20 protein-coding genes, 1 pseudogene and 1 riboswitch are annotated in these 25727 nt (G+C 71.7%); of the genes and pseudogenes, 4 read left to right on the top strand and 17 right to left on the bottom strand.

Annotated features, from left to right (window positions below):
- Window positions 1-61: 61 nt before the first annotated feature.
- Window positions 62-2899: an aminomethyl-transferring glycine dehydrogenase gene (gene gcvP, locus AB0K82_RS41745; RefSeq protein WP_364408435.1), complete on the bottom strand. Its 2838-nt coding sequence runs from the start codon at window positions 2897-2899 to the stop codon at window positions 62-64.
- 162 nt (window positions 2900-3061) lie between these two features.
- Window positions 3062-3159: riboswitch (glycine riboswitch) on the bottom strand.
- A 123-nt stretch (window positions 3160-3282) separates the two neighbouring features.
- Between gcvP and AB0K82_RS41740 the strand changes: the two genes are divergently transcribed.
- On the top strand, window positions 3283-4143 hold the full coding sequence (locus AB0K82_RS41740) for a hypothetical protein (RefSeq protein ID WP_364408433.1): 861 nt from the start codon (window positions 3283-3285) through the stop codon (window positions 4141-4143).
- 78 nt (window positions 4144-4221) lie between these two features.
- Window positions 4222-6900 carry a flippase-like domain-containing protein gene (locus AB0K82_RS41735; RefSeq protein WP_364408430.1) on the top strand — a complete coding sequence of 893 codons (2679 nt, stop codon included), beginning with the start codon at window positions 4222-4224 and terminating at the stop codon, window positions 6898-6900.
- A 21-nt stretch (window positions 6901-6921) separates the two neighbouring features.
- Here the strand turns inward: AB0K82_RS41735 and AB0K82_RS41730 are convergent.
- The 10 genes and pseudogenes from AB0K82_RS41730 to AB0K82_RS41685 form a co-directional block, all read right to left on the bottom strand.
- Window positions 6922-7095: pseudogene (locus AB0K82_RS41730) on the bottom strand (glutathione S-transferase family protein); the annotation flags it as partial.
- A gap of 38 nt (window positions 7096-7133) precedes the next feature.
- Window positions 7134-8315 carry a transposase gene (locus tag AB0K82_RS41725; RefSeq protein WP_364408427.1) on the bottom strand — a complete coding sequence of 394 codons (1182 nt, stop codon included), beginning with the start codon at window positions 8313-8315 and terminating at the stop codon, window positions 7134-7136.
- 143 nt (window positions 8316-8458) lie between these two features.
- The gene (locus tag AB0K82_RS41720; protein ID WP_364408424.1) at window positions 8459-9463 is read right to left on the bottom strand and encodes a glutathione S-transferase C-terminal domain-containing protein; all 1005 of its coding nucleotides are present in this window, start codon (window positions 9461-9463) and stop codon (window positions 8459-8461) included.
- A gap of 46 nt (window positions 9464-9509) precedes the next feature.
- A complete protein-coding gene (locus tag AB0K82_RS41715; RefSeq protein WP_252781405.1) occupies window positions 9510-10103 on the bottom strand; it encodes a MerR family transcriptional regulator in 594 nt (197 codons plus the stop codon).
- A gap of 423 nt (window positions 10104-10526) precedes the next feature.
- Entirely contained in the window at window positions 10527-10997 is a 471-nt protein-coding gene (locus AB0K82_RS41710) for a bifunctional nuclease family protein (RefSeq protein ID WP_252781406.1), read from the bottom strand.
- 100 nt (window positions 10998-11097) lie between these two features.
- Window positions 11098-11808 carry a MerR family transcriptional regulator gene (locus AB0K82_RS41705; protein WP_364408419.1) on the bottom strand — a complete coding sequence of 237 codons (711 nt, stop codon included), beginning with the start codon at window positions 11806-11808 and terminating at the stop codon, window positions 11098-11100.
- A 146-nt stretch (window positions 11809-11954) separates the two neighbouring features.
- On the bottom strand, window positions 11955-12512 hold the full coding sequence (locus AB0K82_RS41700) for an FHA domain-containing protein (RefSeq protein ID WP_345348979.1): 558 nt from the start codon (window positions 12510-12512) through the stop codon (window positions 11955-11957).
- A gap of 318 nt (window positions 12513-12830) precedes the next feature.
- Window positions 12831-13556 carry a DUF881 domain-containing protein gene (locus tag AB0K82_RS41695; RefSeq protein ID WP_364408416.1) on the bottom strand — a complete coding sequence of 242 codons (726 nt, stop codon included), beginning with the start codon at window positions 13554-13556 and terminating at the stop codon, window positions 12831-12833.
- A gap of 30 nt (window positions 13557-13586) precedes the next feature.
- Window positions 13587-13919 (bottom strand): small basic family protein, encoded by a 333-nt coding sequence (locus AB0K82_RS41690; protein WP_345348985.1) that lies wholly within the window; start codon window positions 13917-13919, stop codon window positions 13587-13589.
- Window positions 13916-14758 carry a DUF881 domain-containing protein gene (locus AB0K82_RS41685; RefSeq protein WP_364408413.1) on the bottom strand — a complete coding sequence of 281 codons (843 nt, stop codon included), beginning with the start codon at window positions 14756-14758 and terminating at the stop codon, window positions 13916-13918. The genes AB0K82_RS41690 and AB0K82_RS41685 overlap by 4 nt, the downstream gene beginning before the upstream one ends.
- Before the next feature lie 153 nt (window positions 14759-14911).
- On the opposite strand from AB0K82_RS41685, the gene AB0K82_RS41680 reads away from it, so the two are divergent.
- Window positions 14912-15325, top strand: coding sequence for a hypothetical protein (locus tag AB0K82_RS41680; RefSeq protein ID WP_364408410.1), 414 nt, complete (start codon window positions 14912-14914; stop codon window positions 15323-15325).
- 15 nt (window positions 15326-15340) lie between these two features.
- On the opposite strand, the gene AB0K82_RS41675 is transcribed toward AB0K82_RS41680, so the two are convergent.
- The 6 genes from AB0K82_RS41675 to AB0K82_RS41650 form a co-directional block, all read right to left on the bottom strand.
- Window positions 15341-16444, bottom strand: coding sequence for an alpha/beta hydrolase (locus AB0K82_RS41675; RefSeq protein WP_364408407.1), 1104 nt, complete (start codon window positions 16442-16444; stop codon window positions 15341-15343).
- A complete protein-coding gene (locus tag AB0K82_RS41670; protein WP_364408404.1) occupies window positions 16441-18939 on the bottom strand; it encodes a mannose-1-phosphate guanyltransferase in 2499 nt (832 codons plus the stop codon). The genes AB0K82_RS41675 and AB0K82_RS41670 overlap by 4 nt, the downstream gene beginning before the upstream one ends.
- A gap of 28 nt (window positions 18940-18967) precedes the next feature.
- Complete coding sequence (locus AB0K82_RS41665; protein WP_364408401.1) at window positions 18968-19561, bottom strand: CDP-alcohol phosphatidyltransferase family protein; 594 nt, start codon at window positions 19559-19561, stop codon at window positions 18968-18970.
- A gap of 379 nt (window positions 19562-19940) precedes the next feature.
- The gene (locus AB0K82_RS41660; protein ID WP_364408398.1) at window positions 19941-20117 is read right to left on the bottom strand and encodes a DUF397 domain-containing protein; all 177 of its coding nucleotides are present in this window, start codon (window positions 20115-20117) and stop codon (window positions 19941-19943) included.
- 310 nt (window positions 20118-20427) lie between these two features.
- Entirely contained in the window at window positions 20428-21405 is a 978-nt protein-coding gene (locus AB0K82_RS41655; protein ID WP_364408396.1) for an aldo/keto reductase, read from the bottom strand.
- Between the two features lie 434 nt (window positions 21406-21839).
- On the bottom strand, window positions 21840-22727 hold the full coding sequence (locus tag AB0K82_RS41650; protein ID WP_364408393.1) for an aminoglycoside phosphotransferase family protein: 888 nt from the start codon (window positions 22725-22727) through the stop codon (window positions 21840-21842).
- A gap of 136 nt (window positions 22728-22863) precedes the next feature.
- On the opposite strand from AB0K82_RS41650, the gene AB0K82_RS41645 reads away from it, so the two are divergent.
- Window positions 22864-25524, top strand: a complete 2661-nt coding sequence (locus AB0K82_RS41645; protein ID WP_364408391.1) for a methyltransferase domain-containing protein — start codon at window positions 22864-22866, stop codon at window positions 25522-25524.
- Window positions 25525-25727 lie beyond the last annotated feature (203 nt).

Genomic DNA, 25727 nt, shown 5'->3' with positions numbered 1-25727 from the left:
AGCGTCTCCGCCGCCGCCCGGTGCGCGACCCGCGTCGCGCACCGGGCGGTGCGACGTGGTGTCAGGACTCGAATGCCTCCGGCGGCGGGCAGGAGCAGACCAGGTTGCGGTCGCCGTACGCCTGGTCGATGCGGCGCACCGGCGGCCAGTACTTGTTCTCCCGCAGGGACGGCAGCGGGTAGGCCGCGTCCTCCCGGCCGTAGGAGTGCTTCCAGTCGTCGGTGAGCAGCGACGCGGCGGTGTGCGGGGCGTTCTTCAGCGGGTTGTCGTCCGCGTCGTACTCCCCCGTCGCCACCCGCTCGATCTCCCGGCGAATCTGGATCATGGCGTCGCAGAAGCGGTCCAGCTCGGCCAGGTCCTCGCTCTCCGTGGGCTCGATCATCAGGGTGCCCGCGACGGGGAAGGCGAGGGTCGGCGCGTGCAGGCCGTAGTCGACGAGCCGCTTGGCGACGTCCTCCGCCGTGACCTTCGTGTCCTTGGTGATCTTGCGGAGGTCGATGATGCACTCGTGCGCGACCAGGCCGCCCCGACCGGTGTAGAGGACCGGGTAGTGCTCCGACAGCCGCTTGGCCACGTAGTTGGCGGCCAGCACCGCCGCCTCGGTCGCCGCGCGCAGCCCGTCCCCGCCCATCATCGCGATGTAGGTCCACGAGATCGGCAGGATGCCCGCCGAGCCCCAGGGCGCGGCGGAGATCGGGCCGCTGCCCGTCTCGGGGCCGGCCTCCGGCCGCAGCGGGTGGTTGGGCAGGAACGGCACCAGGTGCTCGCGCACGCCCACCGGACCGACGCCCGGGCCGCCGCCGCCGTGCGGGATGCAGAAGGTCTTGTGCAGGTTCAGGTGGGAGACGTCCGCGCCGAACTCCCCGAGCCGGGCCAGGCCGACCAGGGCGTTGAGGTTGGCCCCGTCCACGTACACCTGACCGCCCGCGTCGTGCACGCTCTTGCAGACCTCGGTGATCGTCTCCTCGTAGATCCCGTGCGTCGAGGGATACGTCACCATGATCGCCGCGAGCCGGTCGCGGTGCTTCTCGATCTTGGCGTGCAGGTCGTCGAGGTCGATGTCGCCGTGGTCGGTGCTCTTGACGACGACCACGCGCATCCCGGCCATCACCGCGCTGGCGGCGTTGGTGCCGTGCGCGGAGGACGGGATCAGGCACACGTCGCGGTGGCCCTCACCGCGGGCGGCGTGGTAGCCGTGCACGGCGAGGAGCCCGGCCAGCTCGCCCTGGGAGCCGGCGTTCGGCTGCACCGACACCCGGGCGTACCCGGTGATCTCGGCCAGCCACGTCTCCAGCTCCCCGATCAGCCGGACGTAGCCGCGTGCCTGGTCGAGCGGCGCGAACGGGTGGATCTGCGCGAACTCCGGCCAGGTGATCGGCTCCATCTCGGTGGTGGCGTTGAGCTTCATCGTGCAGGAGCCCAGCGGGATCATCGAGCGGTCCAGCGCGATGTCCTTGTCCTGGAGGCGGCGCAGGTAGCGCAGCATCGCCGTCTCCGAGCGGTGCGCGTGGAAGACCGGGTGGGTCAGGTAGTCGCTCTCCCGGCGGAGCGCCGGGGGCAGCACGGCCTCCGCGTGGACGGACGGCACGTCCTCGTCGGCCAGGCCGAACGCCCGCCACACCTCGGTCACGTGCTCGTCGGTCGTCGTCTCGTCGCAGGCGATCCCGACGTGGTCGGCGTCCACGAGGCGCAGGTTGACGCCGCGCTCGGACGCCCGGCGTACGACCTCCTCGGCCCGGCCCGGCACCCGGGCGAGCACGGTGTCGAAGTACGTCCCATGCACGATCTCGGCGCCGAGCGCCGTGAGCCCGCCCGCGAGGCGCACGGCGTGCGCGTGCACCCGCTCGGCGATGCCGCGCAGCCCCTCCGGGCCGTGGTAGACGGCGTACATGCTCGCCATGACCGCCAGCAGCACCTGGGCGGTGCAGATGTTGCTGGTGGCCTTCTCCCGGCGGATGTGCTGCTCACGGGTCTGCAGCGCCAGGCGGTACGCCGGGTTCCCGTCCACGTCGAGGGACACGCCGACGAGACGGCCGGGCAACTGCCGCTGCAGCCCCTCCCGTACGGCCATGTAGCCGGCGTGCGGTCCGCCGAAGCCGTACGGCACGCCGAACCGCTGGGACGTGCCCACCGCGATGTCCGCGCCGAACTCCCCCGGCGCCCTGAGCACGGTCAGGGCCAGCAGGTCCGCGGCCACGACGACCTGCGCGCCGCGCTCGTGCGCGGCCTGCGTCACCGGCGACAGGTCGCGTACGGCACCACTCGCGCCCGGGTACTGCAGCAGGACCCCGAAGAAGTCACCGTCCGGCAGACCCTCGGACAGGTCGGCGACGACGACCTCGAGGCCCAGCGGCACCGCGCGGGTGCGGACGACCTCGATCGTCTGCGGCAGTACGTCCGCGTCGACCAGGAAGGTGTCCCCCGCCTTGGCGGCGCGGTGCGCGAGCGTCATCGCCTCGGCGGCGGCGGTGCCCTCGTCCAGGAGGGAGGCATTGGCGACCGGCAGCCCGATCAGGTCGCTCACGACGGTCTGGAAGTTCAGCAGCGCCTCGAGACGCCCCTGGGAGATCTCCGGCTGGTACGGCGTGTAGGCGGTGTACCAGCCGGGATTCTCCAGAACGTTGCGGAGGATCACGCCGGGCGTCACCGTGCCGTAGTAGCCGAGGCCGATCATCGAGGTGAGGACCTGGTTCTCGGCGGCCAGCTCGCGCAGCCGGGCCAGCGCCTCGACCTCGGTCAGCGCCGGAGGCAGGTCCAGCGGCCGGTCGGTACGGATCGCCGTGGGCACGGCGGCGTCGACGAGGGCCTGGACGCTGGGGAACCCGACGGCCCCCGCCATCTCGTCGCGGTCGGTGCGGGACGGCCCGATGTGCCGATCGGCGAAGGGAACCTCGGTCATTGGGGAGCCTCCTGGTGCGATGGATGCGCAGCCACCACCGGGCAGGCCGGTGGCCGGTCTCCCCCTCTGTCAGGTGAACCTGAGAGCTTCACCGCGCCGGGGCGCGGCTTGCACCTTCGGTGAGGCCCGGCGTGGATCACCGGTCCTGCTTTCCAGAGGTGCCTCGTTCGTACGGTCCTTTGTGCCTGAGAGGTTCCGGGGAGGGTTGCTCCTTCGGCGCCCCGCACCACACTGTGCGAGGACTCTCCCGTACGAGGTCGACGGCCATTCCACCCTACCGGAGGACACGTGGCCGCATACCGGTCGCGATCATGTGTCCCTCCCCTCGCGGTGATCTCCGTGCGACGATCGGCCTTCCCGGTTCCCGTGCGTGAGGAGACGCGATGGACGAGACCTGGCGGCTGATCGAGTGTTGTCACGCGTTCGTCTATTTCGTTCCCGAGGCGCGGGACGCCTACGCCGAGGCCGGTCTGACGGGCTTCTGGCGGGGCTATTTCGCCTCCCGGGCCGCCGCCCTCGGCACCGCCCCGGCCGAGGTGGTGACGGCGGCGTTCCACAATTTCGCGCCGCGCATGGTGGCCCGCGCGATCCCGGACGTCTGGCGCCGCTCCTCACCGGCGGCGGTCCTGGCCGCCCGGACGGCCGTCGCCGACCGCGCCCTGCGCCGCCTGGCGGGCGATCTGATCGACGAGCCCGCCGTCGCCGAGGCAGCCGCCCTCGCGGGACGGGCGGTCGAGGCGTCACCCGTCGCGGGTCGCGTCATGTTCGCGGCGCACGCGGCGCTCCCCCGGCCGGCCGAGCCGCACCTGGCGCTGTGGCACGCCGCGACCGCGCTCCGGGAGTTTCGCGGCGACGGGCATATCGCCGCCCTGCTCACCGCGGGCATCGACGGCTGCGAGGCGAACGTCCTCTCGGGCGCGCTCGGTCTCACCCCGCCCGAGCAGCGCGACCATCGGGGCTGGACCGACGAGGAGTGGGCGTCCGCCGCCGGGCGGCTGCGCGCCCGTGGGCTCCTCGACGGCGACGGCGACGGCGCCCCCACCCCTCACGGGCGCGCCGAGCGCGAGGCGATCGAGGACGTGACCGACCGGCTCGCCCGCCCGCCCCTCGACGCCCTCGGCCCGGACGGCGCGGCCCGGCTGGCCGACCTGCTCCGGCCGCTGGCACGAAGGATCATCGAGGGCGGCGGCCTGCCCTTTCCCAACGCGATGGCCATGCCGCGGCCTGACGCGTCCGTACAGTGATCGGCGCGAGGCATCCATCGGGCGACACATCGGACACCTCTCGCGCACTCCGGGCGATGGCCTGGGAGGATTCAGTGCGTGTCCGTGAACGAATCCCCCGGCCCCGACCGCACGGTCCCCGGCAAGTCGCCCCCGTCCGCCGATAACGACGTCGTGGACGCGGCGAGCCGGGCCGACGAAGAGGTCGCGGGCGCCCGGCCGGCGGCCGACGACCCGGTCGCCGAGGCCCCGGCAGCCCAGGTTCCGGCCGCCGAGGACCCCGGAGCGGAGGACCCCGGAGCGGCGGACCCGGCCGCCGAGGAGCGCGCAGCCAGGGTCTCGGCCGAGGTCCCGGTCACGGAGGACCCGGCCGCCGAGGTCAAGGTCACGGAGGTGCCAGTCACGGAGGTGCCGGTCGCCGAGCCGTCGTTGCCGCGGCGGATCCGGCGCCCGTCCGACGCCATCCGCTTCCTGCTGACGGTGGGCATGATCGGGCTCATTCTCGTGCTGGCCCACATCGCGCGGCACACGACCAGCGGGCTGGCCTCCGACATCGCCAACGGCACCGAGCGGGCACCGCACCTGCTCCTCACCCTCGCCAACCTGGCCTCCGGCATCGGCGTCCTGGCCGTCCCGGTCGCCTTCGGCGTGGCCCGCGTCATCGGCCGGGACGGGCTGCGGGTGGTGATCGGCGTTGTCGCCGCGGTGGCCGCGCTGTTCGTCTCCCTCAGCCTGGACTCGTGGATGACGGCGGCGGGCATGCGCGATCTCGCCTGGTACCTGACGTGGAAGCGGCACGGCGGGTGGTTCCCCGGGCCGGCCCACATCGACATCACGCCCGTCATCGCCTACGTCACCGCGGTCGGCCTGGGCGGCCGCACCCGATGGCAGCTCGTGACCTGGAGCGTGATCGGCCTGGACGCGGTCGCGTCGCTGACCACCGGCGCGATCACTCCGCTCGCGGTGCTGACGACGTATCTCATCGGCCGCGCCGTCGGTTACGGCACCCTGTACGCGGTCGGCTCGCCGAGCATCCGCCCGCCCGGTGACGCCGTGGTGGCCGCGCTCCGGCGCGTCGGGCTGGTGCCGGTCCGCGCCGCGCGCCTGGGCGACGGCCCCGAGGACACCCGTCGCTACGCGGCGGCGCTCGCGGACGGCCGGTCCGTCGACGTCACGGTGCTCGACCGCGATCAGCAGACGGCCGGTCTGCTGTACCGCCTGTGGCGGCGGGCGCGACTGCGCGGTGAGATGCCGCGCCGTACGATCCGGTCGCTGCGCCGCTCCCTGGAGCAGGAGTCGCTGATGTCCTACGCCACGACGGCGGCGGGCGCGTCGACGCCGCGGCTGCTGGCGACCTCGGAGGTGGGCAGTGAGGCCGCCCTGCTCGCCTACGAGCACGTCCCGGGCCGGCTCCTCGCCGACCTGCCCGACGAGGAGCTGACCGACGAGCTGCTCGCCGGGATCTGGACCCAGCTGAAGCTGCTGCAGGGCCGGCGCCTCGCGCACCGCCGGCTGGTGAGTGAGAGCATCCTCGTCGACGAGGCCGGCCGGCCGTACCTGGTCGACCTGCGGGGCGGCGAGACCGCGGCCGGCGACCTCGTCCTGCGCGTCGACCTGGCGCAGTTGCTGACCGAGCTGGCGCTGCGCGTCGGCGCCGAGCGGGCCGTGCGCACGGCCGCCGGGGTGCTCGGCGTGGAGACCCTCGGCGCGGCCGTGCCCCTGCTGCAGAAGGTCGTACTCGCCCGGTCGACGAGGAACGCGCTCCGCAGGGACAAGAAGCTGCTGAGCCGGATCCGGGAGCAGATCCGCGCACTGCGGCCGGAACTCGTGACGGCGGCCCAGCCGCTGCGGCTCGACCGGTTCCGGCCGCGCACCCTGCTGAGCGTGATCGCCGGGACGGTCGGCGCGTACCTGCTGCTGTCCCAGCTCGGCAACGTGAACTTGCCTCACCTCGTGGCCCACGCGGACCTGCGGTGGTTCGCGGTCGGCGCGCTGGCCTCGGCCGCCAGCTACCTGGCCGCGGCCCTGATGCTGATGGGGTTCGTGCCGGAACGGCTTTCGCTGGGCCGGACCATCCTGGTGCAGCTCGTCTCGTCCTTCGTCAAGCTGGTCGCGCCCGCGGCGGTCGGCGGCATCGCAGTGAACACGCGCTACCTCCAGCGGGCGGGCGTGCCGGCCGGCCAGGCGGCCGCGAGCGTCGGCGCCTCACAGCTGACGGGCATGGGCTCGCACATCCTGATGCTGGCGCTGTTCGGCTACATCACCGGAAGCAACTACGGTCCGTCACTACCGCCGTCGCGGATCATCATCATCTCGCTGCTCGCGGCGGCCGTGCTGGCGATCATCGTTCTGTCGGTCGGGCCGCTGCGGCGGCTCGTCGCCGCGCGGATGCGCTCGATGTTCTCCGGGGTGCTCCCCCGCCTGCTGGACGTGCTCCAGTCGCCGAAGAAGCTCGCCACGGGCCTGGGCGGCACGATCCTGCTCACGGTCGCGTTCGTCGCCTGCCTGGACGCGTCGATCCGGGCGTTCGGCGGCTCGCTGAGCCTGACGACCGTCGCGGTGGTGTTCCTCACCGGCAACGCGCTCGGCTCGGCCGCGCCCACCCCCGGCGGGCTCGGCGCCGTGGAGGGCGCGCTGTCGCTGGGATTGACGCTCGCCGGGCTGCCGGCCGGCACGGCGACCTCGGCGGTGCTGCTGTTCCGGCTGCACACGTTCTGGCTGCCCGTGCTGCCCGGCTGGGCGTCGCTGTCCTACCTGCAGCGCAAAGAGGCGCTCTGACCGTCATCCGGTCATCGGCCGTCAGCCCAGGTCGGGCACGCGTTCGGCGGCGGGGACGGGACCGGGCGGGGTGCCGTCGCCGAAGGGCCGGCCGCCGAGCTCCTCGCGGCCGTGCGGCGTCAGCCAGCCGCGCGGGTCCGGGCCGACCGCGACGATCCGCGTCGGGTTGATCTCGTGATGGACGTAGTAGTAGTGCCGCGTCAACTACCCGCCATTAAGGATGGGCTTACGGCTCACGACTGCCCCTGACTTGGAGACGGTGACGCGGCCGCATCGGGCGCGTTGACGAACGCCCACGCCGTCCGTGCCCGTGCGCGCACGTTCACGGCGGCGATGAAGTCCGCTGGGCCAGCGAGCCCGCAGACCACACAACAGAAGTCATCCCGGCAAGGCCGGTTCTTACGCGACACATGTCCACAGCGCGGGCATGTCTGCGAGGTGTAGGCCGCATCCACCAGTTGCACCGGCACACCAGCCCGGCAGGCTTTATAAGCGACGAACTCGCCCAACTGGTGGAACGGCCAAGACGAGAGGGTGGCTCGCTGGTGCCGCATGAGCCGTACCCGATCGCGGATCCCCTGGAGGTCTTCCAAAGCGATGCCGCGACCGGTGCGTTGGGCATCAGCCACGATCGTCTTAGCGATCTTATGGTTCACATGCGCGGCATATCGCGCCTCCCGACGCGCCCGCCGCTTCAGCTTCCGTTTAGCGGACTTGGTCTCCTTGGCCTGCAGTTGGGCACGCACTGCGGCCATGCGCCGCCGGTACCGCTGCAACCCACGCCCTTGGTGGTTGTCTCCGTCGCTTGTGGTGGCGAGGTTCACGATCCCACGATCGACCCCGATCCAGTCGGTCGGACTCCCGTTCAGCGGCGTCTCAGGCACATCACAGGTGGCCAGAAGGAGCCACTTCCCGTTCCGGCAAACCAGATCACTCTCGCCCTTGCGATGCTCGGCCAGAGTTTCAAGCTGCGATGGCTCACCTGTGAAGGCAACGTCCTTGTGCCGACCTCGCACCGTCCAAATCGACACCGTGCGGGCATCCATCTGCCACGACAAGCACCGATCATCGAACGGCTGCGCCGCATCCGGACGGAAGGAGACCGGCTTGCTGGTTGCCCGAGCACGCGCGGCCGAGTCTTCCTGACCGAGCAGTCCCGCTCGGATCTGGGCGTGTAGAGCGATATAGGCGTCGGCGGTTTTTCGGATCACATGTAATGCTGGCTGCGCCGACAGACCACGCCCCTTCATTTCGGCATACAACAGCTTCTGCAACGCGGTCCGCGCGAACACCTTCCGCTGGAACGCAGTCTGCGAGGCGTGCCCCGCAGCAGCATTGCAAACGTGCAGGGTAGCCTCCAATGCCGCCGCCTGCTCGGGCGTAGGCAGTAGCTTTACCTGCACGACTAGTTTCACAATACGTGACTGTAGCATTACCGTTGATTACACGTGAGCTATCCGCCCGCGTGTCGTAGGGCATCTCTCCACCGTCCTGCGGATCTAGCCACGATGCTTACGTGAGAGGAGGCCCTCTTCCGTAGCGGTGGGCAGCCGGCTCCCTATCGCTCCAGGCTGGGGACGCGTTCGACGAAGGGAACAGGGCCGGGCGGCGTACCTTCACCGAAGGGACGCCCACCGAGTTTCTCGCGGCCGTGCGGTGTTGCCCAACCGCTTAGAACTGGCCCGACCGCCACGATCCGCGTCGGGTTGATCTCGTGATGGACGTAGTAGTAGTGCCGCTTAATGTGGTCGAAGTCCACCGTGTCGCCGAAGCCCGGCGTCTGGAAGAGGTCGCGGGCGTACGCCCACAGCACCGGCAGCTCGGTCAGCTTGCTGCGGTTGCACTTAAAGTGGCCGTGGTAGACGGCGTCGAACCGGACCAGGGTGACGAACAGCCGGATGTCGGCCTCGGTGATCGTGTCGCCGACGAGGTAGCGGCGGCCCTGGAGCTGCTCGGACAGGGCGTCGAGCCGCTCGAACAGCCGGTGGACGTGACCCTCGTACGACTCCTGGTCCCGGGAGAAGCCCGCCATGTAGACGCCGTTGTTGACGTCGCGGAAGACCTCGGCGTTGACGGCGTCGATCTCGTCCCGCAGTCGCTCGGGGTACAGGTCCGGCGCGCCGGGCCGATGGTGGGCGGTCCACTCGGTGGACAGGTCCAGCGTGATCTGCTGGTAGTCGTTGGTGACGAGCCGCCCGCTGGGCACGTCGACGATCGCCGGAACGCTCACGCCGCCGTCGTAGTCCGGCTCGGCCTTGGCGTACGCCTCGGACAGGAAGCGGATGCCGAGGACCGGATCACGGTCGTCGGCGTCGAGCGTGAACCGCCAGCTGCGCTCGTCCTGGATCGGGTCGGTGACCCCGACGGAGATCGCGTCCTCCAGCCCCAGGAGCCGACGGACGATCAACGCGCGGCTGGCCCAGGGGCAGGCGCGGCTGACCACCAGGCGGTACCGGCCCGCCTCGACCCGCCACGGCGAGGAGCCGTCGGCGGTGATGCGGTCGGCGAAGTGGCTCGGCGACCGGGTGAACTCCTTGTCGTCCTGCTGCTGGGTGAGGCTCAATGCGCTCGCTCTCGCTGAGATCGGGGGAACAAACGGGTCCAGGGGGTCAGCCGGTCTTGCGCACCCGCCGGCGGCGGGCCAGCTCGTCGTGGGGGCTGTCGCCGCCCGCGTGCGCGCGTTCGGCCGGCATCTCCGCGAGGCTGCCCTCGACCTCCTGCCATACCCGTCCCAGCGCGATCCCGAACACCCCCTGTCCGCCCTGCACCAGATCGACGACCTCGTCGGGGGACGTGCACTCGTAGACGCTCACGCCGTCGCTCATCAAGGTGATCTGTGCCAGGTCGTGCACCCCGCGGTCCCGCAGGTGCTCGACCGCGGTGCGTATCTGCTGCAGGGAGACCCCGGTGTCCAGCAGCCGCTTCACGACCTTCAGCACCAGGATGTCGCGGAAGCTGTACAGGCGCTGGGACCCCGAGCCATGGGCGGAGCGCACGCTGGGCACGACCAGCTCCGTACGCGCCCAGTAGTCGAGCTGGCGGTAGCTGATGCCCGCCGCGGCGCATGCCGTTGGGCCGCGAAACCCGACGTCGTCGGGCAGGGGCGACACGCTCCCGCCGAACAGGAGACCTTGCTCCCCGGCGCGTTGAGACGCATCGTGCCTTTCGCGGGCCGCCTTGCCCTCGCCGCTGCTTGCCGCCACGCGGACCTCCGGCTCTATCATCCCGCAGCGATCCACCAAGGGGGTTTGACGGAATTACGCCGCGGGTGTTCAAGCAGCACGGTAGGTCGCGGCCCCTGCAGGGTCAACGTTCGCGGTCGGCGCGTCGCAGCCAACACAAACCGCTACGACGCCGCCTAAACCCCATATTCGACGCTATCGACGGCACCTACCCACGTAGTGACGCTCTTCGCGGCGCGAAGGTTCCCGCGAAGCGGTACGGAACTTTTCCTCCGGGATTACGATCCTGCTACCGAGAGGAGTCGTCCGGGCGGTCTCCCCTGAGGGGAGCAGAGCGCCGCTCGGACACAGAGCGCGATCACCGAGATCGCCGCCCGGACACGAGCGCTCGGGCATGAGGAGACGCCTCGCGAAAGAGACGGCTCGGGCGAGGAGAGGCGCCGCTCAGGTGGCGCGGCCGAAGTCCTCGGGCGAGATCGTGTCCAGGAACTCCCGGAACTTCTCGACCTCGTCCTCCTGCTCGTCGGGGATCGCCACGCCCGCCTCGTCGAGCACGTCCTCGCTGGCGAAGATCGACGCACCGGTGCGCAGGGCGAGGGCGATGGAGTCCGAAGGGCGGGCGCTCACCTCGGCGCCGTTGGAGAAGACCAGATCGGCGAAGAAGATGCCCTCCCGCAGGGCCGTGATGTTCACCGTCCGCAACTGGACGTCGAACGCCTCCAGCACGTCGCGGAACAGGTCGTGCGTGAGCGGGCGGGCCGGCAGCACACCCTGCTGGGCGAAGGCGATCGCGGTGGCCTCGACCGCGCCGATCCAGATCGGCAGGTAGCGGTCGCCGTCCGTCTCCTTCAGCAGCACGATGGGCTGGTTGGAGGGCATCTCGACCCGTACGCCGACGACCTCCATCTGCTTCACAGCGGCTCCCTGCTGAGACGGCTACCCGAAACCCTTGTAGCCAACGTACACCCGAGGCGCGTCAGGCCGGGGAGGGGAGACGGAGTCAGGATCATGATCCCTAGGGATCGAGCCCTTCCCGCAACCCGGTCGAGACCAGGGCGGCGTGCAGCTTCAGCGACAAGGCGGCGATCTCCCGCGCGGTCTCGGCCGCGCGGTCCCGCGCGCCCGGGCTGCGCTGCCGCATGGCCGGCGCCACCGCCGCCTCGATCAGGCCGACCTCCCGGTCCGCAGCGGCCTTGACCGCGCGCAGGTGGCGGGCCTCGAACCCGAAGGACCGCAGCGCCGCCGCCGCGCGGGCGATGGTGAGCGCGTCCCGGTCGTAGTGGCCGCCGTTGCGGCGGACGAGGCCGAACTCCTCGAGGTCGGTCAGCGCGTCCGGGTCGATGCCGGCCGCGTCAAGGAGCTGCCGGCGGGTCAGCCGCACCTCGGCGTTCTCGTCGGCCGTGCTGTCGGTCGCGACGAGGCCCCGGGGCGCCCGCCGGCGTTCGGCCGGCGGGGGCGGCTCCAGCCCACGGTCGGCGGCGTCCAGGTGCTCCTTGATGACCCGCAGCGGCAGGTAGTGATCCCGCTGGGCGGCCAGGATGAACCTGAGCCGCTCCACGTCCGCGGGGGCGAACTTCCGGTACCCGGACGGGGTGCGCTCCGGCTCGATCAGGCCCTCCGCCTCCAGGAACCGGATCTTCGAGACCGTGATGTCCGGGAACTCGGCGGACAGGATGCCGAGGACCTCGCCGATCGTCATGTACGCACGGGCGGCGGACTGGCTCATCGACACCCCCGGCCCGACGGCACGCGGATCCGCGCGCCGTCACCCCGCGCTCGCGCGCTCGCGCGGCGCCCGTCGCTCACGGCGTCCACGAGCGCACGGTCGCCGCGCGCCCTCTCAGCCTCTGCCACACCGTGCCTCCGGCATCCTCACGGCCCTCCCGCCGGCCGGCCGTCGCCCCTTCCTTCGGCGGCGTACTGCGGGTTGGTGAGGAACACCAGTCGGAACTTGCCGATCTGGACCTCGTCGCCGCCGGACAACCCGGCCTCGTCGATCCGTTCCCGGTTGACGTAGGTGCCGTTCAGGCTCCCGACGTCGCGCACGGAGAACTGCGCGCCCCTGCGATAGAACTCGGCATGGCGGCGGGACACGGTGACATCGTCGAGGAAGATGTCGCTCTCGGGGTGGCGACCCGCCGTGGTCCGGTCACTGTCGAGCAGGAACCTGCTTCCGGCGTTCGGCCCCCGCTTCACCACCAGCAGCGCGGTGTCCGGCGGCAGCGCCTCGACCGCCATCTGGTCCGGGGACAGCTCCTCGCCCGGCTCCACGTCGGGAATCGCGCCGAGGGAGATCGTCGACGTCGAGTCGCCCGGCTCGCCCGGCACCGGGGGCACCGCACTACGCGAGAGCGGGGTTCCGCACTGCGAGCAGAAGTTGGCGTTCTCCGGATTGGCGTGACCACACTGCGTGCAGTAGACGCTCGGCATATATCGGCTCGGCCTCCTACCTATGGCCTCGGGTGTGCCTCTGGCACCGTACGGCACGGAGGGCGAGCACCGACGGCACCGGCACCGTACCTCCGGTCAGCCTCAGCACACGATCCCCCCCTTCAAGCGCCGTCGGCGATGGCGCTTTCAGTCCCTCGTCCGCCATGACGACGGTTGCCGCAACTTACGCGGCAATGACCGAGGGGTCAACCACGACAAGAGTCCTGTCTCATCAAGCTACCTTCGACAGTGATCGTCGGTCCACGCCGCCGCGCGGTGAAGCTCCGGCGCGCGGCCGGCGCCGGGCGCCGCCACGGTCTACGGCGACCGTACCGCACGGATCACGATCCTCTGCTCCTGGGCCACGGCCCCTCGCGCGCCGAGGTTGCGCAGCGTCTGCAGGACCCCTCCCGGGATGCCGAGCGCCGTCGCGAGCGTGTGGGGATCGCCGATCACGAGGAAGACGTAGGGCCGGGTCAGGAGCCGCCCGTCGGCGACGACTCCCCCGGACGCCGCGTCGGCGAAGTAGGTGCTGACGCCGACCCGCACCTCGCCGGCCTGGATCACCTCGGCTCCGGCGTCGCGAAGCTCCTCCAGCGTGTCGAGGAGGTCCTCCGCCCGCAGCCGGCCGCGCGGGTCGTCGATCGTCAGCCGGATGCCGGGACCGGCGGCGGGAAGGGTGCCGGCGAGCATCCCGTACGTCGCGGCGCGCCGCCGGGCGTCCTCGACCGCCGTCTGGCCCTGGGTGTCGCGTTCGAGGCCGGCCTTGGTGTTCTCCAGGTCCCGGATGTCGCCGCGCAGCCGCTCCGAACGCTGCGACAGGTCGCCCAGGATGCCCACCAGCTCGTCCTGCCGGGCGGTCGCGAACTTCGTGCTCCGGTCGTTGGACCGCACCTCGGCCGTCGCGGCGAACCCCAGCACCGCGCACAGCACCCCGATGACGAGCCGCCCGGCCAGACGACGCCCGCGCGGCCGCACCGGTGCCCGCTCCCCGGGTTCCCCTGCCGCGACGGTCTCGCGCTCGTCCGGCTCCGCCTCACTCACGCGCTCTCCTCACCTACGCGCTCTCCTCGCTCAAGCCTGGAAGAGCTTGCGGCGGATGGCGGCGACGTTGGAGAAGATCCGGATGCCGAGGACGACCACCACGCCCGTGGACAGTTGCGATCCCACGCCGAGCTGGTCGCCGAAGAAGACGATCAGGACGGCGATGATCGTGTTGCTGAGGAACGAGACGACGAACACCTTCTCGTCGAAGACGCCGTCGAGGCGGGCGCGCAGGCCGCCGAACATGGCGTCCAGCGCCGCCACGATCGCGATGGGCAGGTACGGCTGCAGCCACAACGGCACGTCGGGATGGAAGAACAGGCCGAGGGCGACCCCCGCGACGAGACCGACCAGAGCGATCACTTCGCCGGCACCTCCCCCGCGTAGCGGAGAGTGGGGGCGGGTGCGGCGGGGAGTCGCACGCTGTCCTCCTGGCGGATGTCGAAACGGATGCCGAACGCGGCTTTGAGAGTACGGAATGATCGGGCGGCCGCGGAACCGGAGAACGACCGCTCCAGGCCGCCCGGATCGCCGAGGGCGGTGACGGTGTACGGCCGGGACAGCGGCCGGTAGTCGACGAGGATGGCGTCGCCGGCGAACCGGATCGCGGTCGTGGCGGCGATCCGCTGCCCGTTCACGGCGACGGCGACCGCGCCGCCGGCCCAGAGCGCGTTGACGAGCCGCTGCATGTCCTGGTCGGAGACGCGGCCGTCCTGCGGGTCCCCCCGGGTGCGTGAGTCGTCCAGGACCACGGTCAGCCCGGCGCCGTGGACGGGACCGACCGCCGCCGCCGCGGCCAGCCCGTCCATCTCCTGGCGCGCGGTCCGGCCGGCGTCGCTGCGGGCCAGGGCGGCCCGGCGCAGCCCGTCGGTCTGGCGGCGGAGCCGGTCGGCCTGTCGCTGCAGCCCGTCGTCCTCCGCCGTCCGCTGCCTGATCTGGCCGAGGAGTGCCCTGCGCTGGCGCTGCGCGACCGGCTCGCCGCGGCGTACCTGGACGACCGCGACCGCTCCGAGCAGGCCGATGATGAGGGTGCCGGCGAGCAGGCGTGCCCACCGCCCGGCCCGGCCGCGCCGCGCCCCGGTCGCGGCCCGCCGGGCGGCGGCCGCTTCGTAGCCGGGATCGAGGTCCTTGCCGGCCAGCAGATCGGCGAGCAGCGACATCGAGGCGTCGGGCCGGTTCCAGCGCGCTCCCCGTTCACTCATCCGGACATTCTCCCAACAGCGCGGCCCCGGCCGGACCACGCCATCGCCCCTGATCGGCGGCGTTTCACAGCGAACTCTTAGGAAACGTGCACAGCCTTCGCAGAATCGGACGATGAACTGGTCCCCATGCGCAGCAGGGCACATGGGGGCACGATGGGGGAACAGACGGGCGCGATCCCGCTCATGCGGCTGCCGATCAGCGGCTGGTCGGTGCGGATCGGCCGGGCCGCGGCGGATCGCGCCGCTCTCGAGGTGTACGAGGGCCTGCGGCTCGCCGACGTCTGCGTGGCGACGCCGGTGTCGGTGTCGATCCTGCGCGGCGCGTGGCGCAACCCGCGCGGGGGCGCCGGATGGGCGCTGGCCTGGGGCCAGTTGCCCACGGGCGTGTCGGCGGTCACCGCGGAGTTCACCGGCGGGGGCCGTACCCCGGTCATCAGCCGCGTTCCCGCGGTCGTCATCGAGCGGACGTACTGGGTGGCCGAGGTCGCCGGGGACTTCGCCGGGGTGACCGTGCACGCCGGCCCGGCGCTGGTGTCCGGCAGGCTCCGGCGCTCGCGCGGCCGCTGACGGGCGCTACGGACGCTACGGCGTGCGGCGGGCGGCGAGGTCCTCGACGGCACGGGCGACCTGCGCCGGGGCGGAGATCAGCGTGAGGTGCCGGGCCCCGGGGAGCAGGGTCGGGTCGGGAGCGCCGATCCGGCGGGCCGTCTGCGCCGCGGAGTCCTTGGCGAACACGTGGTCCTCCGCGCCGTACACCACGGCCTTGGGCATCCCGGTCGAGCGGAGCCGCGTCAGCCGGTCCGGGGGCAGGCCGGGTACGCCGTACCGCAGCATCCCCCAGATTCCGGACTCCGCGCCGGCGACCTGGAACGGCCTGCGCCATTCCTCCACCCCTGCCGCGTCCAGCCGGGGGCATCCCGGGCCGCACTGCGCGGAGTAGATCGTGCGGATGACCCAGTCGGAGCGGACGACGAGACGCAGGATCGTGGTCCGGTACGGCGGGATGACCAGGTGCCGGAAGGCGGGCGGCGGCCCGGCCCCGGTGCTGAGGGCGTCGCCGTCGAGGAACATCAGGCCGCCGACGCGGTCCGGGGAGCGCAACGCCGCGTCCGCGATCGTCGCCGCGCCCGAGGAGTGCCCGACCAGCACGGGCCGGCGCAGGCCGAGCGCGTCGAGGAAGCCGAGCAACTGCCGCGTCTGGTGGTCCAGGTCGTACGGCGCGCGCCGCGAGGTGTACCCGGATCCATTGAGGTCCAGCGCGTACACCCGGTGGTCGCGGGCGAGCAGTTCGGCGACCGGCTCCCAGGTGTCGGCCGACTCGGCCGCCCCGTGGACGAGGACGATCGGTGAGCCGCCGCTTCCCCACGCGCGGTAACGGGTCAGCAGGTCACCGGTCCGTACGTAGGTCAGCCCGGCCGGTGGGCGGGCGCGGCCGGCCGTGGCCGCGTTGTAGATGAAGGAGAAGAGGGTGGCGCAGACGGCCAGGGCGAGCACCGTGAGGCCCAGCCGCCGCGCCCACCGCCGCCACCACGGGCGCCGCGGCCGGTCCGCGGGGACGGGTCCGGCCGTTCCCGGCGGCATCGGCGGGGCGCCGGTCCGATCCTCTACTCCGGCGGAGACGGCACCAGGGCCGTGGTCGTCCCGGCGCGGCCGGTCGGGGGCCGCGCCGTCGTCCTGGTCGATCATGAACCGGCGGCCTCCACGACGCCGGCCCACGTCTCCAGGAGCGCCTGAGCGGAGTCCCGGTCGGCGCCCTCGGCCCACAGGTGGGTGACCGCCTCGGCCGGGTCGGGCAGGACGAGCACCCAGCTCGCGTCGTCCTCGAGGACGCGGACGCCGTCGGTCGTGTCGATCGGACGGTCGCCGGCCGCCTCGACGACGTGCCGCATGACGCTGCCCTTGGCCGCCCACGGGGTGGGCACCGACCGTTTCAGCAGGTGCGCCTCCGGGATCCGCTGGTCGATCTGGGAGAGCGTGAGGCGGGTGCGCGCGACCAGGCCGAGCAGCCGGAGGAACGCCGCCACCCCGTCGACCGTGGGGCTGAACTCGGGGATCACGAACCCGCCCCGGCCGTCCCCGGCGAAGATGATGTCGTCCGCCGTCGTCGCCTTGGTCAGCACGTCCTGGGAGGTGGAGGTCCACTCGACCTGCACCCCGTGGAAACGGCAGACCTGCTCGGCCACCCGCGTGGTCGTGACCGGCAGCGCGACCCGGCCGCCGCGCCGCTCCGCGGCGACGAGGTCGAGGACGACGAGCAGCCCGCGGTCGTCGCTGATCAGCTCGCCGTTCTCGTTGACGAGGCTGATGCGCTCGGCGACGGTGTCGAAGCGCACGCCGAACGCGGCCCGCGACGAGGACACCAGGTCGCCCAGCCGCTGGAGGTCGCGCATGCGCTCGGCCAGCGTCTCGGTCGGCGACACCTCGTCGAGGCGGTTGTTCACCGTGAGCACCTCGACCCCGATGCGGCCGAGAAGCTGCGGGAGGACCAGCGAGCCGGTGCCTCCGGCGCAGTCGATGACGATCTTGAGCTCGGCCTCGCGGACACCGCGCAGATCGATGCAGCGCTGCAGGTCGCGAGCGTAGCTCTCGAACACACGGGCGGGGTAGGTCAGCTCGGCGATCTCGCCGGGGAACGCCCGGCGGTACTCCTGCCGGCTGAACACCCGCTCAAGCTTCCGCTGTGCCGTCTGGGAGAGGTCCGCGCCGTTCTCGTCGAGGAAGAGGATGTCGACGCCCTGCGGGTCGCCCGGGGTCGTACGGATCACGATGCCGCCCGAGCAGTCCTCCCGCGCGGTCTCGTAGCGCGCGACCGGGACCGGGCAGGCCTCCAGGTCCTGGACGTTGATGGCGCTGGCGGTGAGGGCGCTCTGCACGGCGCGCTTGAGCGTACGGGCCGCCCGTGAGGCGTCACGCGAGGCGGTGACGCCCGCTCCCTTCTTGAGCGTGGTGGCGTACGCGCTGGCCAGCCGCACCGCGAGCTCGGGGGTGATCTCGACGTTGACCAGCCCGGACACGCCGCGCGGCCCGAACAGCGTGCGCTGGCCGCGGGACTCCCAGATGACACTGGTGTTGACGACCGCCCCGGCCTCGATCGTCTTGAAGGGATAGACCTTGACCTCGCTGGAGATGTACGCCTCGGCCTCGATCACGCACTCGTCGCCGATGATCGCGCCCTCTTCGACGCGGGCGGCGGACATGATGTCGGTGTTCTTGCCCACGACGCAGCCGCGCAGGTTGGTCAGCGGGCCGACGAAGACGTTGTCGTGGACGATGGCGCGGTGCAGGAACGCGCCCTCCTTGACGACGACGTTGCTGCCGAGCACGGTGAACTCCCGCAGCTCCGCGCCCGCCTCGACCTTGGCGTAGTCACCGATGTAGAGCGGGCCCTTGAGGGTCGCCTCGGGGTCGACCTCGGCGCCCTCCCCGACCCAGACGCCCGGCGACATCTCGAAGCCGTCCAGCTCGGCCTGGATCTTGCCGGACAGCATGTCGGCCTGCGCCTTGAGGTAGCTCTCGTGGGTGCCGACGTCCTCCCAGTAGCCCTCGGCGACGTAGCCGTACAGCGGGGCGCCCTCGGCGAGCAGCTTGGGGAAGACGTCGCCGGACCAGTCGACGGACTCCCCCGCCGCGACGTGGTCGAGCACCTCCGGCTCCATCACGTAGATGCCGGTGTTGACGGTGTCGGAGAACACCTGGCCCCACGTGGGTTTCTCCAGGAACCGCTGGATGCGGCCGTCGTCGTCCACGATGATGATGCCGAACTCCAGGGGGTTCGGCACGCGCTTGAGGCCGATGGTGACGAGCGCGCCGTTCTCCCGGTGGAAGCGCACCATGTCGGTCAGGTCGATGTCGGTGAGCGCGTCACCGGAGATGACCAGGAAACGGTCGTCGCGCAGCGCGTCCTGGGCGTTCTTGACGCTGCCGGCCGTGCCCAGGGGCATCTCCTCGGTCGCGTAGCTCAGCGCCATGCCGATCTCTTCGCCGTCGCCGAAGTAGTTGCGGACCAGCGCGGCGAGGAACTGCACGGTGACGACCGTCTCGGTGAATCCGTGCCGTTTCAGCAGGCGCAGCACGTGCTCCATGATCGGTTTATTGACCACCGGGAGAAGCGGCTTCGGCTGGTTGGCGGTCATCGGACGCAGACGGGTCCCTTCCCCGCCCGCCATCACCACGGCCTTCACTGGAGCCACTCCTTCGCGGGTACGCCGATCATGGTAGGGGTTCCGCTCCCTTCAGCTCGCCGGAGCCGCGGTCCGCGAGCACGAGCCGGCGGACCTGGACGGTGTAGAGGACGGCGGCCCACCAGTACAGACCGGTTCCCCAGATGGTGAACGCCCAGCCGATGACCTTCGCGACGGTCGCGTAGGTCCCCGAGTGCGCCCCCAGGAACAGCAGCGGGAAGGCGTAGAGCAGGCAGAGCGTCGCCGTCTTGCCCACGAAGTGCACCGGAAACGCGTCGTAGTCGTGCCGCCGCAGGACGGTGAGGGGCACGGCCATGTACACCTCACGGGCGACCAGGACCAGCGCCACCCACAGGGGGACGACGCCCCGGACGACCAGCCCGATCAGCGTCGCGAAGATGTACAGCCGGTCGGCCGCGGGGTCGAGGAGCGTGCCGAGCTCGCTGGTCTGGTCGAGCATCCGCGCCAGCTTGCCGTCGAGCCAGTCGGACAGTCCCGCGAAGACCAGGATGCCCAGTGCCCACCAGTCCTCCTTGACGAGGACCAGCCACAGAAAGACGGGAACGCCGATCAGACGAGCAAAACTCAATAGGTTCGGCCACGTCCACAGACGGTCGTTCAACGCCCACCTCCCGCTCCCCCACGCTGGTCATGACCTTACCTGTCGGTACCGCCGCACGCCGTGGTCGGGCCGCGCACGCGGCGCGAAGCCGCCTCCGACGCGTCGCGCAGGCCGCGCACGTGATCGGCGGATTCACCGGCGAGCGGGCGCGACGCGGCCGGCCGACCGGCTCGTCCGGGTCCGGCCATCACCTGGGCGAAGGCTGGCCCGGAGCCGGAGGGCATGTTATTCCGGCCCCATGCCTCCGGTCGTACCCGCCCGGCGTACGTCAGGGACCCGTCACGGCTCCGGCACGGGCGCGTGACGCCGGTGGTCGGCCGGAGCGGGCGGATCCGCCCGAGGGACCGTTACGCTCGCGACAGGCGTGGGGTGCCGGTGGTCAGGCCCGGCCGGGCTGATCGCCCGCGGGGTGCTCCGCCTCGGGTGACCGCCCGCCCGCGACGGGCGCGGGCGGCGGCACCCGCGCGAGTTCCACGCAGCAGCCGCTGGGATTGCTGTACCGGCTCTTTCGCCAGTCCCGATCCGATGACGGGACGTCCGGGTCGGTGCGCCGCATGTGACCCCCTCCACGGCACCGCCCGCGCGGTCGGCCCTCGACGGGCCGCGGGTCGACAGGGTGACCCGCGTCGGGGGCGCGGCCGGCGCCCGAATGTAGGCGCATCATATCCCGGCATGTGCATGATGCACATGCCAGGATCGGCGAGAGTCACCGGGCCGGGGCACCCCCGCCTCACCGGCGGGGGCACCTCTACGGCCGGCCCCCTCACAGGATGGCGCGCCTACGGCTGGACCCGGCTCACCGGCGGTGGCGCGCCTACGGCCGGACCCGGCTCACCAGCGGTGGCGCATCCACGGCCGGACCCGGCTCACCAGCGGTGGTGCACCTGCGGGCGGATCCGGCGATCGTAGAGATCGCGTACGGCGTCGAGCGTCGCCTCCGGCAGCGGGGCCAGGCCGGCCGCGGCGGAGTTGGCGCGGACCTGGTCGGGGTTGCGCGCCCCCGGGATGACGGTGGTGACGCCGGGCTGCTGGATGATCCACCGGAGCGCCGTCTGCGCGGGGGTGGCCCCCGGCGCCGCCAGCGCCGTGAACTCCGCCGCCGCCTCCACTCCGGTGTCGTAGTCCACACCCGAGAAGGTCTCGCCGACGTCGAACGCCCCTCCGTGCCGGTTGAACGTCCGGTGGTCGTCGGGGCCGAACTCCGTGTCGTGGCGGTAGCGGCCCGACAGCAGACCGGAGGCCAGCGGCACACGGGCGATGATCCCCACGCCGGCCTCGGCGGCGGCCGGCAGCACCCGCTCCAGGGGCTTCTGCCGGAAGGCGTTCAGGATGATCTGGACGCTGGCGGTGCCCGGCCGGGCGATCGCGGTGAGCGCCTCGTCGCACGTCTCGACGCTGACGCCGTACGCCGCGATCCGGCCCTCGTCGACGAGGGTGTCGAGGGCGTCGAACACCTTGTCGCTGGAGTAGACCGGCGTCGGCGGGCAGTGGAGCTGGACGAGATCGAGGGTGTCGACCCCGAGGTTGGCGCGCGACCGGTCGGTCCAGGCGCGGAAGTTGTCCAGGGTGTACTCGGCGGGATCGAGCGGGGCCCGGCGCCCCATCTTCGTCGCGACGAAGACGCCGGGGTGGTCGCGCAGGAAGCGGCCGATGATCTGCTCGCTCCGCCCGTCGCCGTAGACGTCGGCCGTGTCGAGGAACGTGACCCCGGACTCGACCGCCGCCTCGAGGACGGCGACGGCGTCCCGCTCCTCCACCTGTCCCCAGTCGGCCCCCAGCTGCCAGGTGCCGAGCCCGACGACCGACGCGCGCCTGCCGATCCTGCCGATGAGACGTTCCTCCATGACAGGTCATTATCCGGTCCGCCCCGTTCCGGGCCACGACCGGGTCCTTGGCGAACCGATGGGGCGCTGGACGCCGGTGTCTCGTCACCCGCGGCGCCCAGCGCCCTTATCACCGGCCCCGGATGCGCGAGAGGCCGGGCTGTGGAGAGGCTGGATCTACTGGGGCGGATCGACGGGCCTCTCCATCTCAGGTTCCGGGAACGGCGGGCTGGGCGGTGCGATTCATTTGGGAAGATCCACTAAGGATCGGCACACCCGCCTAATACCGGAACATTCCGACGGTAACTCCGCAGGTCAGCACAGGGGAAGAAGCGGCGTCTTCACAGAAAATGACAACGCGTGTCCGATTTCGGACGTGATCGCTCGCCGTGGACGGACGACCGATTCCACGGCGCCGTCCGGCGCGGGGCGCGGGGCGCCGGCTTCCGTGGGGGTCACACGCTCGCCAGGGCGATGGCCGTCCAGTGTTCGAACCGGGAGTACCCGTCGGCGGCGGCCTGGGTCTCCGGCACGGGCATGCCGAGGATCATGTCGGCGGCGTCCAGCAGGTCCCAGTAGGGGTGGTGGCCGTCCGGTCCGGCGATCCGCTGGTAGACCGCGAGGAACCGCTCGGCGACCTCGACGCCGTACTCGATGGCCAGGCTGATCCGCATGCGGGCCAGGTCGACGCCGTACGGGCCCCCGCACCCGGTGATCCAGTCGACGATGCCGGTCAGCCGGTCCCCGGACCACAGGATCTGCCCCAGATGGAAGTCGCGGTGGACGAACCCGGTGGGCGTCTCCGGCGCGGGGCCGGAGATCACCTCGAACACCCGCTGCCAGAGCTCGGGGCTGCCCGACCAGACGGGCGGGCGCCGCTCCCCGTGGACGGCCGGGTCGTGGTACGGCGCGTACCTTCGCAGGTCCGCCTCTGGCGGCACCTCGTGGACCCGAGCGAGGGCCTGGGCGATCTCGGTCAGATAGGCGTCCATGTCCCAGGGCCGGGTCGCCGGCCGGCCGGGCACCCGTGTCACGAGGAGCGCGGGAACGTCACAGAGCCGGCCGTACGGGTCGGCGGCGAGGAGACGCGGCGCCGGCACCTCGGTGTCGTCGAGGAGCTCCAGGACGGCCGCCTCGACGGCCGGGACGTACCAGGGGTCGGTCCGCAGCCGCGCGGTGTCGTGGAACCGGCGGACCACCAGGCGGCGCACCGGATCGGTCCCGGCGTCGATCGCGTGCAGGGTCGTCGAGCCCGCCCCCATCGAGCGGATCGAGGTGATCCGGCCGCCCACGACGTCACGGACCCACCCCAGGACCGTCTCCGGCGGATGCGGAGATGCCATCTACCGGGTGGAGCCGATCTCAGCCACGGTGACCACCTTAATTCTCCGTCGATTACCCCGGCGTCGTCTGCACGACACCGTCCGTTCGCCGGGCGCGGCTAGCGTCTCTGCGCCACTCCCGACGACATGAGGCTCAATGGCTAATTCCGATCGCATCTCCGAGGTCTACAAAGGCGAGATCTGGGCCGAAAGCACGCAGCGGGTCGCACGTGATCGTATCCACTGGCTCGTCGGCCAAGCCACCGGAGAGGTGCTCGACGTCGGGTGCTCACAGGGCATCGCCTCGATCCTGTGCGCGCGGCGCGGGCTGACCGTGCTCGGTGTGGACATCCAGGCCGACCGTATCGAGTACGCGAAGAAGGAGCGCGACGCCGAGCCGGAGGACGTGCGCGCGCGCCTGGACTTCCGGCTCGCGGACGCGAGCGCCCTGGACCTGCCCGACGCCTCGTTCGACACCGTCATCATGGGCGAGATCGTCGAGCACATCCCGGACGCCTCCCCCTTCCTCAAAGAGGCCGCGCGGGTGCTGCGCCCGGACGGCGTGCTGGCCCTGACGACGCCGTTCGGCCTCAGCAAGCACCACGACCACTACGCCACCTTCTACGTGGACTCCCTGATCCGGCTGCTCGCCCCGTACGTGTCGATCGAGAGCCTGGACATCGTCGACAGGTACCTGCGGGTCCGGGCCCACCCGGGGCCGATGGCCGACCCGGACCGGCTCATCCTCGAGTCCCAGCCGATGCTGGAGCGCGCGTTCATCGCGATCCAGGAGGCGATGCAGGACGAGAAGGAGCGGATGCGGCGCTACGACATCGCGATCGCCCGCTACGAGCAGGTCAACGCCCGGATGAAGAACCTCGAGGCGCGCCTGGCCCACCAGTCGTACCGCACCGATTACGTCACCTGGCAGCTCAAGTCCGCCAAGAACCGCAAGTGGTGGCGGGTGGGCGAGGCGCTGTGGAGCGCCAAGCGGCCCACCGACGCGCTCAAGCTGCCCAAGAACCTGGCGAGCGCGCTGAAGACCCCGCCGCGCCTGGCCGAGCCGAAGCCCGACACCACGACGGGCTCGCCGGACCAGACCGGGCACTACTCGGCGATCGCCATCCCGGAGGTCGTCGTCCCGGACGGCCCGGTCGCGCGCGACCTGAAGGTCGCGGTGATCCTCGACGTGTTCTCCGCGACCGCGTTCCGGTACGAGTGGCAGCAGATCCGGTTCGGGCCGGACGACTGGCGGGAGGTCCTGGAGCGGGAGAAGCCCGCGCTGCTGTTCGTCGAGTCGGCCTGGCACGGCAACGACGGGCGCTGGGCGACGATGATGAGCGCCGCGGGCGCGCCGAAGCAGCCCGTGCGCGACCTGGTCGCCTGGTGCCGGGCCCAGGGCATCCCGACGGTCTTCTGGAACAAGGAGGACCCGCCGAACTTCGAGCGGTTCATCGAGACGGCGAAGCTGTTCGACCGGGTCTTCACCGTGGACGCCGACTGCATCCCGCGCTACGTCGAGGCGCTGGGCCACGACCGGGTCGCGCTGCTGCCGTTCGGCGCGCAGCCGCGGATCCACAACCCGGTGGCCGTGCCGGGCGGGCGGAAGTACGAGGTGGCGTTCGCCGGGACGTACCACTCCAAGAAGTATCCCGAGCGCGCGGCGCAGATGGACACGATCCTCGCTCCGGCCCGCGAGTTCGACCTGCACATCTACAGTCGCATCTCCGACGACCCGGACTTCCGGTTCCCGCCGGAGTACGCCGACCACATCGTCGGCTCGCTGCCGTACGAGAAGATGCTCGCCGCGTACAAGGCGTACAAGATCTTCCTCAACGTCAACTCGGTGACGAAGTCGCCGACGATGTGCGCGCGGCGCGTGTTCGAGCTGTCGGCCTGCGGGACTCCGGTGGTGTCCGGGCACTCGCGCGCCCTGGAGGAGGTCTTCGGCGACCTCGTACGGCTCTCGACCACGCCGGAGCAGACCACGGAGGCGCTGGTCGAGCTGATGAAGAGCGCCGACCTGCGGGACCGGATCGGCCACCTGGCCATGCGCGAGGTCTTCGCCAAGCACCTGTACGGGCACCGGGCCGACACGATCCTGTCGGCGGCGGGCGTGTCCGCGCCCCGGCGGGAGCGCTCGATCTCGGTGATCCTGCCGACGAACCGGCCCGAGCAGATCGACCACGCCATCGAGCAGGTCGCCCGGCAGGTCCACCGGCCGCTGCAGCTCGTCCTGGTCACGCACGGCTTCTCCTCCGACCGGGCCGCGGCCAAGGCGCGCGCCGCCGGGCTGGAGAACGTCGTCGTGCGGTCCGCCGACGCCGGCCTGACGCTCGGCGCGGTGCTGGGCCTCGGCATCGACGCGGCCGACGGCGCGTACCTCGCCAAGATGGACGACGACAACCTGTACGGGCCGCACTACCTGAGCGACCTCGCCTACGCCTTCGACCACACGACGGCCGGCCTGGTCGGGAAGGGCGCGCACTACTGCGAGATGCGCACGCACGGGGTGACCCTGCTGCGCTTCCCGCACCTGGAGCACACCGAGGCGGAGCTCATCCAGGGCGGCACGATCCTCGCCGACGGTGACGTCATGCGGCGCCTGCGGTTTTCCGACCTGCCCCGCGCCGTGGACAGCGACCTGCTGCGCCGGGCCCGGGCGGAGGGCGTCGGGATCTACTCCGCGGACCGGTTCAACTTCGTCTCCGTGCGCGGCGACCGCGAGGCCCACACGTGGAAGGTCAGCGACGAGGAGCTGATGCGGCACGGCCGGGTCGCGTTCCACGGTCCCGCCGAGGAGCACGTCGTCTTCTGATGCCGGCCACCACCTCCGGGCCGGCCGTCGCGGGGGGGGGGCCCCCCCCCCCCCCCCCCCCGCCCCCCCCCCCCCCCCCCCCCCCCCCCCCCCCCACCCCACACACACCCACCCCCCCCCCCCCACCACAAAAACAAAAAAAACACCCACCCCCCCAACACAACCCCACCCCCACACAACAACAACCCCAACACACCCACCCC

This window comes from Actinoallomurus sp. NPDC052274 (assembly GCF_040679475.1).
GTDB classification, from domain to species: Bacteria; Actinomycetota; Actinomycetes; order Streptosporangiales; family Streptosporangiaceae; genus Actinoallomurus; species Actinoallomurus liliacearum.
This window is presented reverse-complemented; position numbering and strand designations above follow the sequence as displayed.